This is a genomic window from Methylobacterium sp. CCH7-A2, assembly GCF_001557075.1.
GTDB classification, from domain to species: domain Bacteria; phylum Pseudomonadota; class Alphaproteobacteria; order Rhizobiales; family Beijerinckiaceae; genus Allobosea; species Allobosea massiliensis.
In genome coordinates, this window is sequence record NZ_LSKN01000321.1 from 40,865 (window position 1) to 49,787 (window position 8,923).

At 68.3% G+C, this 8,923-nt stretch carries 8 protein-coding genes; 5 read left to right on the forward strand and 3 right to left on the reverse strand.

Annotated features, from left to right (window positions below; all coding sequences use genetic code 11):
- Positions 1–88: 88 nt before the first annotated feature.
- The 4 genes from AX750_RS24980 to AX750_RS24995 all read left to right on the forward strand — a co-directional run bounded on the left by AX750_RS24980 (position 89) and on the right by AX750_RS24995 (position 2,570).
- Complete coding sequence (locus AX750_RS24980) at positions 89–1,096, forward strand: alpha/beta hydrolase (RefSeq protein WP_066735551.1); 1,008 nt, start codon at positions 89–91, stop codon at positions 1,094–1,096.
- The gene (locus AX750_RS24985) at positions 1,093–1,392 is read left to right on the forward strand and encodes a SemiSWEET transporter (protein WP_066735568.1); all 300 of its coding nucleotides are present in this window, start codon (positions 1,093–1,095) and stop codon (positions 1,390–1,392) included. Before AX750_RS24980 ends, AX750_RS24985 begins: the two co-directional genes overlap by 4 nt.
- Before the next feature lie 167 nt (positions 1,393–1,559).
- Positions 1,560–2,063: a ferritin-like domain-containing protein gene (locus AX750_RS24990; RefSeq protein ID WP_066735571.1), complete on the forward strand. Its 504-nt coding sequence runs from the start codon at positions 1,560–1,562 to the stop codon at positions 2,061–2,063.
- A gap of 42 nt (positions 2,064–2,105) precedes the next feature.
- The gene (locus AX750_RS24995) at positions 2,106–2,570 is read left to right on the forward strand and encodes a hypothetical protein (RefSeq protein WP_066735574.1); all 465 of its coding nucleotides are present in this window, start codon (positions 2,106–2,108) and stop codon (positions 2,568–2,570) included.
- Between the two features lie 92 nt (positions 2,571–2,662).
- On the opposite strand, the gene AX750_RS25000 is transcribed toward AX750_RS24995, so the two are convergent.
- From AX750_RS25000 to AX750_RS25010, 3 genes are all read right to left on the reverse strand, one after another.
- Positions 2,663–4,345, reverse strand: coding sequence for a sensor histidine kinase (locus tag AX750_RS25000; protein ID WP_066735577.1), 1,683 nt, complete (start codon positions 4,343–4,345; stop codon positions 2,663–2,665).
- A gap of 384 nt (positions 4,346–4,729) precedes the next feature.
- On the reverse strand, positions 4,730–5,473 hold the full coding sequence (locus AX750_RS25005) for a Crp/Fnr family transcriptional regulator (RefSeq protein WP_066735580.1): 744 nt from the start codon (positions 5,471–5,473) through the stop codon (positions 4,730–4,732).
- Positions 5,474–5,542: 69 nt separating this feature from the next.
- Positions 5,543–6,418, reverse strand: coding sequence for a DUF6551 family protein (locus AX750_RS25010; protein WP_066735583.1), 876 nt, complete (start codon positions 6,416–6,418; stop codon positions 5,543–5,545).
- A gap of 389 nt (positions 6,419–6,807) precedes the next feature.
- On the opposite strand from AX750_RS25010, the gene AX750_RS27175 reads away from it, so the two are divergent.
- Positions 6,808–8,907 carry a CoA transferase gene (locus tag AX750_RS27175; protein ID WP_348626301.1) on the forward strand — a complete coding sequence of 700 codons (2,100 nt, stop codon included), beginning with the start codon at positions 6,808–6,810 and terminating at the stop codon, positions 8,905–8,907.
- The last annotated feature ends 16 nt before the right edge of the window (positions 8,908–8,923 follow it).

Sequence of the window (8,923 nt, forward strand, 5' to 3'; positions counted from 1 at the left end):
CTCCGGCGCCGGGGCAGTTCCGGCCCGATCGGGAACCATGGCGGGTTCGGCTCATTGATGTGCCATCGAACCAGAGGACGCTTCGCCCATGCCGGATCCTTCCACACCCGCCGGCGCTGCGGACCCGGTCTCGCCCTCCCTGCCGCTGCCGATGCCGTGCCAGCGCCATGCGCTACCCCGGGGCGACGGGAGCCTGGCGCTTCTGGAGGATGGCGCAGGCCCCCCTCTCCTGCTCGTCCACAGCGTCAACGCCGCCGCCTCGAGCTATGAGGTCAAGCCGATCTTCGAGGCGCTGCGAGCACGACGGCGTGTCTTCGCGCTCGACCTGCCAGGCTTCGGCCTGTCGAGCCGGGGGCCCGACATCTATACGGTCGAGCGCTATGTTGAGGCGATCCTGACCGCGGTGCGGGCCGTTCAGGCGATGTCCGATGGTCGGCCCGTCGCCGCTCTGGCCCTGTCGCTCTCATCCGAGTTCCTGGCGCGCGCGGCGCTGCAGCAGCCAGATCTGTTCGCCGGTCTCGCCCTCGTCACGCCGACCGGCTTCGAAGCCGGCGCCCAGCACCGCCGCGGGGGCATGCCGGAAGCTCGCCCTCGCACGGCCCTGGAGAAGGCCCTGACCGCGCCACTCTGGCGCAGCGGATTGTTCGGCCTGCTCGTCAGCCGGCCCAGCATGCGGTTCTTCCTGCGGCGGACCTTCGGCGGCCCGCCCGATCCCGGGCTGGTCGACTACGCCTGGCAGAGCGCGCACCAGCCGGGGGCCGCGTTCGCAGCCTTCGCCTTCGCGTCGGGCAAGCTGTTCTCGCCTGACATCCGCGACGTCTACGAAGCGCTGGAACTGCCGGTCTGGCTGGCTCATGGCACGCGCGGCTCGTTCAGCGACTTCAGCGAGGCCGGGTGGACGATGGGAAAGCCCAACTGGGAGATCTCCGCCTTCGACACCGGCGCCTTCCCGCATTTCCAGGCGCCGGCCGCCTTCCTGTCCCGGTTCGAACGCTTTCTCGATGCGCTGCCGGGAGATAACCGACAGACACCAGCCACGGCGGCGAGAGCTGCCCCGCATCTGCGCATCGTGGCCGGTGGGGGAGAGCGGGCGTGAACTGGCTGTCATTCATCGGCTACGGCGCGGCGGTCTGCTCGACAGTGAGCTTTGTCCCGCAAGCCTGGCGGGTGCTGAAGACGCGCGACGTCTCGGCGCTCTCGACGCCGACCTATGCGATTACCTGCTGCGGCTTCGCGCTTTGGCTGGCCTATGGCATCGGCAAGTCGGAATGGCCGCTGATCCTGACCAACGGGATCTGCCTCGTGCTCGCCAGCTTCATCCTCGCCATGAAGCTGATGTCGCGCCGGCAACGGGACAGTGTCGCGCAGACGCTGGCGCCGACAGCCGAGTAACGGCTGCAGAGGCGTGCGGCCCACCTCGCCGGAGCCGGCCGGCCCACCTGCGAAGAAGCAAAGCGAGGGTCAAAGCTTTGACCCGCCCGCCCCACGTTTGGGCCGCTCGCCGGAACGATGTCCATGACGGCCGGTTGACGGTGCACACCCTCACCTGGAGTTGCCCCATGGCCACCAAGACGAAGACGCTGCACGACCTCTTCATCGACCAGCTCAAGGACACCTACTACGCCGAGAAGCAGATCCTGAAGGCGCTGCCGAAGATGGCGAAGGCCGCTAAGGATGCTGAATCCAAGAAAGCCTTCGAGACGCATCGCGACGAGACCGAGCGCCAGATCGAGCGCCTCGAGCAGGTCTTCGAACTCTGCGAAGTCCCTGCCCGCGACAAGACCTGCGAGGCGATGGTCGGCATCCTCGAGGAGGGCAAGGAGGTCATGGAGGAGTATGCGGACAGCGAGGCGCTCGACGCCGGGCTGATCGCCTCGGCCCAGGCGGTGGAGCATTACGAGATCGCCCGCTACGGCACGCTCAAGGCGCTGGCGATGCAACTCGGCATGAAGGACGCCGCCAAGCTCCTCGACGAGACGCTGGCGGAGGAGAAGAAGACCGACGAGCTGCTGAGCAAGCTGGCCGCAACCCGCGCCAATGCGAAGGCGCAGAAGGCGGCCTGAGCCGCCTTTTTGCCCAAGGCCATCATAGAGGAGACGAGCCCCATGACCGACAGCGCGCAGGATCTGCCCGCCACCGGGCCGGCGCTTGCCCTCGCCTTGCAGCGCCGCCATCCGGACCAGGACTGGCTGGCGGCGCTCGCCATGGCCGCGCGTCGCCCGCGCGGCGACGTCGAGCGCTATCTGCAGGAGGAGGGCGAACTGCCGCCTTTTCTGCGCGAGGCCGCCGGCCAGGTCTCCTCGCTCCTGCAGGCTCGGGATGTGGCAGCCCAGGACGCGGCGGGCCGCGACGATGTCTTCGCTGCGCGCACCAACGATCGCGACGCGCCCATGGAGGTCGACAACGAAGCCGGCACCATCGTCCAGCCGTCCAACAAGGGCATGCCTTCCCAATCCGGCTCCGAGCACGAAATGCGGACCAAGCCGCCCAAGGCCGAGAAGAACGAGGAGTTCCTGCCGATCAGCGGCGTACCGGCGTTTGTCAGCCCGCTACGCAAGGACGAGGGGTAAGAAGACGCCAACGTCTTCTCACGGGGCCGGTGAGAGCGCGCGACAGGTCGATGTGGCGGCCGATCACTTCATGATGATGGAGGGTCGCGCGGTCAGCCGGCGGCGGCCGACGCGGACTGTGGCGGAGCCGCCCGCTCGCCGACATCGAACGACAGGCGGAGAACCACGCCCGACGGGAGGTAGTCGACATCCACCTGCGGGTTACATTCCGAGGGCAGCGCCCTCTTGATCAGGCGGCTTCCGAATCCGTGACGATCCGGCGGAATGACCGGCGGGCCGTCGCATTCCCGCCAGAGGAAGCTGAAGCGACCGTTCGCATCCAGCGTCCATTCGATCTTTACCACGCCGTTCCCGTCCCGCAGTGCGCCGTACTTCAGGGCGTTGGTCGAGAGTTCGTGCACGATCATCGACAGCGCCAGCGCCACCTTGCCACTCAACCTGACAAGTGGCCCGGATGTCTGGATGCGGCTCATGCGGTCGACATGGGGCCGCAGCGTCGTCGCCACCACCTCCGCGACCGAACCCTCGCGCTGCTCGTCTGACAGCAGGACATCGAGTGCAGAGGACAGCGCGACGACCCGCTCGGAGAAGATGCGCGAGCGCTCGGCGTCGACATAGGGACCGAATGTCTGTCGCGCGATCGCCTGGAGGACGGTCAGCAGGTTCTTGACGCGATGGCCGAGTTCGCGCGTCAGCAGGTCCCTTTGCTCGCCGGCTCGGGCCGCCGCTTCTTCGCGAAGCGCCAATTCGTCGAGCAGCTCGTCGACCGCGTGGCCGACGCTCTCGAGCTCGCCGTGAGCGGTGCGCATACCCGTGCGGCGCTGGCTCTCACCTCGACGCCAGGCGGCGAGGACGTCGTTGATCCGCATGATCGGCCGGCGAACGAAGGCGTTGCCGACGAACCAGGCTGCGGCGAAGGTCAGGATCGCGCCGAGCCCGACGATGATGGCCCCGATCAGACTCGACCGGTCGATCGCCGCGAAGGCCTCGGACCGGGCCAGGCCGGCGCTGACATAGATCCCCGGAACAGGCAGACCGACGGGCTGGTAACCCACGATGCGAGCCTCGCCATCCTGGCTGACGAGATCGAGGGTTCCGGGCCGGGCTGCCCGTACGAGATGCTGGAAGCCGTCCGGAATGCGTGTGCCCACGAAGCGCTCGGGAGCCGGATGGCGCGCGAGGATGACGCCGTTCCGGTCGGCCACCGTCAATGCGCCCGAGGGCGTGACGCCCCGCTCGCGCAGGCGCTCGCCCAGCCAGTCCAGCCGGATTCCCGTGGCAAGGACGCCGCGGGGCGCTCCCTGATTGTCCCGGATGGCGCGCGCGATGGGCAGGACGGCCGTTTCGGTGATCCGGCTCTGCGTGTACTCACCCACCACGGAGCGGTCTGCGGTCAGGGCCTCCTTCCAGTAGCTGCGGTCGGACATGTCCTGGCCCGCGGAAGAGCCCGCGCTGTCGCAGACCACGCGGCCCTCGGCCGACATCAGGAAGATGACGCGGATTGACGGCACGGAAGCCGCCACGGCCGCGAGCGCCATGCCGCAGGCCTGTGGATCGGCGGCCGACACCGCGGCATTGGCCGCCACCGCGATCAGCAGGCCGTCCATGCCCTCGATCAGGCGCTCGATTTCGGAAGCGGCCTGGCGGCTCGCCTGTTGCGCCATGCGGTGGACCTCCCGCTCGCGCTCGGCGCGATAGGTCACCTCGTTGATCGCCAGGAGCCCAACGCCCGGCGCCAGGGCCGCGGTCGCCAGCAGGAAGAGGCGCTTTTTCAAATGCGACGCTCCGCCGATCTTCTCCAGCGGGCGAGTTGGGGCCGCTGCCTCGACGCCGCGCCTTGTCTTCTCGCCTGAATCGTTTCGCCCACCTCGATCACGTTGATCGGGAACGGGTCGATGACGACCATTTGACGAAGGCGGTATCCCCAGGCTGGCTGCGCCGCGACGCTGCACGGCTGCCGCGCCTGCAGGCTTGAATCGCAACCCCGCCGCATTGCAGCCGCCCTGACGCCGGCGGCGCATCGAGAAGGGAAGGAGTCGTTCGTCTCGCGGATGGGCAATGGCTGAACCCTTCCCTGTCCGCACCCGGCACGGTTCCACTATGGCAGGGCGACCGATCGCCGCATTAACCTAGGCTAAGATGCGCGCCATTCGCTGAGGTCAGCTGCCCGGCGTCAGATGCAGATAGGCGTCGTCGAAGTCGCCGATGCGAGCGAGACCCGGCCAGTCGAGGATGGTGAGCCGGCGGCTCGCGATGCCGATCACCCCATCCCGCCGCAGGCTCTTCATCACGCGGTTGACATGGACGACCGACAGCCCCAGCGCGTCGCCCAGATGGGTCTGCGTCAGGTGAAAGGGCATGGTCATGTCCTCGGCCAGCCCGACATTGCGATAGCGCAGGAAGAGCTCGCAGAGCAGGTGAGCAACGCGCACGCGCGCGGTGCGGCGTCCGATGCTGCACATCCACTCGCGAAAGAGCGAGCCGTCGATCAGGGTGTCGCGCCAGAGCAGAAGGCCGAGCCGTGGGTGGTTCTCGACCAGTTGCATCAGCGTCGGGTGCGGGACGAGCGCGAGGCGCACGCGGGTCAGCGTCAGCAATCCGTGGTCCATCTGGTGGAGCAGCAGGCTCTGGAGATCCGGCATGTCTCCCGGGATATGGAACGAATTGATCTGGCGCGCTCCGTCGCCGACGATCTTGAAGCGGCAGCACATGCCGCTGAGCAGGATGCAGCCTTGCGTCGGCCGATCGCGCTCGCGCACGATCTCCTGGCCGGGCGGGTACTCGCGGAGGGTCAGCGGCAGCGATTCGACCGCCGCCGCATCGGCCTGGCTGACTGGGCCGAGCGCGATCAGCTTGCGCAGCAGGGGTGCCAGCGGCTGCCCGTTGTCATCCGCGGCGGCCATCACGGGTTGCCTCCGTAGCGAACATGCAACCGGGCCGGTCGTCCGGCTTGAGCGGATGGCGACATCGACTCAGCCCAGGACGGCGCCGGCCGCTTCATGGCCGCCCGGCGACTCCGCAGGCCGCACCGCTTTGCGCTTTCGGGTGTGCTGATACAGCACGACACCCATGGCCCGGGCGCGCGGGATGGCCTTGGCCAAGGCGAGCTCGACGCTCTTGGCCGTGAGGACCGCACCGTATCTCTCGAAGGCCGCGACGATCTCCTCCGGATCGACCTCGCCGTAGTTGCGATCGTGCAGCACCATGTCGACCGCCTTGATCAGGTCGGCGGTGATCGGCGCGGCGCGCACCCGCACCAGCGTCTCGATGACGGTGCGGGCCTTGACCGTGGTCCGGCGCTTCACGAGCTGCATCAGCGCGGCGATGGCGATCAATTCGCCGGGGCGGAAGGGCCGGCCGGGCGACGGGTTGCGCAAAATGCAGGCTCCGGCCCGCTCGCAGATCTGCAGCGCCGTCAACACATCCTCGTCGCCGGCTGCCGCTGCCGCGAAGAAGAGCTGGCTGTTGGTGATCTGCACCCGGTCCTTATTGTGGCCGATGAAGGCGCCGGCCCGGTCGCTGCGATCGCCCGCCTCCACGACGAGCACCTCGAGTTCCGCGATCCCGCCATGGGTGACGGCGGCAATGGCCGTATGCTGGCCGTCGATGACGTGCCACTGGTCGTCGACCCGGGTCACGACCGGCACCTTGAAGCGGCGCCAGTCCCACTCCTCGACGAGCTTGCGGATCAGGCGGATCGACTTGGTCGACAGATCGCGCTGATAGGCCGGATCGATGCAAAGATCCTCTGCCCTGATCACCTTGGTCGACGGGCGGGGCCCGACCTCGGCGCGCTGCCATTCAGCCGCCAAATCGAGGGCGGTGATCGGCCTGATTTCATCCGACATCGCTCGTTGCTCCGATCACATCTGTTCAGTCTGCGGTTGTCGGCAGAATAGTCGTCGTTCAATCCGCCACATTAACTTGTGATATGATGGCTCTTTCCCGACCGCAGTGACGGCGCTCGCTGATCGCAGGCAACAAAACGCGCCGCCGTGTCGCGGCAGCTTCGGGGTGCCCGATCACGCCCGCCCGTCCTCGCCAGCGCGAATTCCGCCAATCCCTGCGCGTCCCCGTCGCCATCGCATTCGTGCATACTGCATACGCGCGTCGAGCCATGGCCTATCGCTGCCCGACGCGGAATGATGGAGACGGCGCGCCTTCGCAGGCGGAAGACCGAAGAGGCCGGCGCGGACGAGACAGTCCGCAGACTGGCCCGGACAGGAGGAGAAGAGGAATGACGTTGCCGCTCGCGGGCCTTCGGGTGCTCGACATTTCGCAGGTCATGGCCGGGCCGTTCTGCTGCATGCTGCTGGCCGACATGGGCGCGGACGTCATCAAGGTCGAGCCGCCCGGCACCGGCGATTCGACCCGGCAGTCGATGGGCTTTCGCCTGAAAGGCGCCGACAGCCCCGGCTTCCTGGCGCTGAACCGCAACAAGCGCAGCATCGCGCTCGACCTGAAATCCGAGGCCGACCGCGCGGTACTCTACGCGCTGGTCAAGACGGCCGACATTCTGATCGAGAATGCGCGCCCCGGCGTCGCCAAGCGCCTCGGCATGGATTACGTGACGCTGAAGGCGCTCAATCCGCGCCTGATCTTCGCCAGCATTTCCGGCTTCGGCCAAACGGGCCCCTGGTCGCAGCGACCGGGCTTCGATCTGATCGCCCAGGCTGTTTCGGGCGTGCTCAGCGCCAACGGCCTGCCCGGCATGGAGCCGGCAAAGAATTCGATTCCCGTTGCCGATCTCGGGGCCGGGCTGTTCACGACCTATGCCGTTCTGAGTGCGGTGATCGGGCGGCAGAGTTCCGGCCAGGGGCAGTTCGTCGACGCGTCGCTGTTCGAGGCCGCGCTCGCCCTCTCCGTCTGGGAGACGACGGAGTTATGGGGCACCGGCAGGACGCCGGAGCCGATCGGCTCGGCCAACCGCATGTCGGCGCCCTATCAGGCGGTGGCGGCCTCCGACGGCTGGTTCGTGATCGGCGCCGCCAATCAGGGCCTCTGGATGAAGCTGCTGAAGGTGCTCGGCCGCGAGGATCTGCAGGCGGATGAGCGCTTCGCGACCAACGCCGCGCGCATCGCCAACCGCCTCGAGCTCATCGACGCGATGGCGCCGACCTTCGCCTCGCGCCCACGCCAGGCCTGGATCGACGGGCTGCTGGAGGCCGGCGTGCCGGCCGCGCCAATCCTCGACTATGCGCAGGCCGTCGTCAGCGAGCAGGCGGTGGCGCGCGAGATGGTGCAGATGGTGGCGCATCCGGTGGAAGGGGCCTTCAAGGCGCTCGGCTTCCCGGTGAAGCTCAGCGCCACGCCGCAGCAGATGCGACTGCCGCCGCCGCTGCTCGACCAGCATGGCCGGGAGATCCGGCAGGAACTGGTCGCGCGCGGCCTGCTCGCGCCGGAGGCGGCAGGCCACCCCGCCGACGCGAAGGCTGCTCGCCCGCGCATCGGCTTCATCGGCATCGGGATCATGGGCGAGGCGATGGTGCGCCGCCTGCTCGATCTCGGCCACAGCGTGACCGTCTGGAACCTCGAGCCCGAGCGGCTGGAGACGGTCCTGCCGCATGGCGCCGTCGCGGCGAAGTCGCCGGCGGCGGTCGCGGCCGCGAGCGACATCGTCATGCTCTGCGTGCTGCATATGGAGGCCGTCGAGCGCTGCGTCCTGGCGCCGGACGGGATTGCTGCGGCGAGCTCTGCTGCGAAGCTCGTCATCGATTTCTCGACCGCCGATCCGGAGGGGACGCGCCGTGTCGCGGCGAAGCTGAAGGCGCTGACGGGCGCGGGCTGGGTCGATGCGCCGGTCTCGGGCGGGCCGCAGCTCGCCCGCACCGGCCAGATGACGGTGATGGCCGGCGGCGACGCCGCCGATTTCGAGGCGGCCAAGCCTCTTCTCGCGGAGATGGCGGGCAACGTCACGCTGATGGGCCCGGTCGGCGCCGGACAGACGACCAAGGTCATCAACCAGGCGATCGTGGGCACCGGCTATGTGTTGATGGCGGAGGCGCTGATGCTGGCGGAAGCCGCGGGGATCGACGCCGCCAGGCTGCCGCAATGTCTCGCCGGCGGCCATGCCGACAGCAGCCTGCTGCAGCGGCTCTATCCTCAGATGCAGCAGCGCGCCTTCGAGCCGCCTTCCAGCTATGCGCGCCAATTGCTGAAGGATCTGAAGGCCGTCTCCGCCTTCGCTCAGGGGCTGGGGCTCGATCTCGGCGTCATCGAGCAGGGCGTGCAGCGCTACAAGGACTATGTCGCGCTTGGCCATGAGATGTCGGATTCGGCGGCCGTGGTGAAGCTCTACGAGCACGAGGCCGCGACGCGCGGAAAGGCCCAGCCATGAGTCCTGCGCCGAGCCC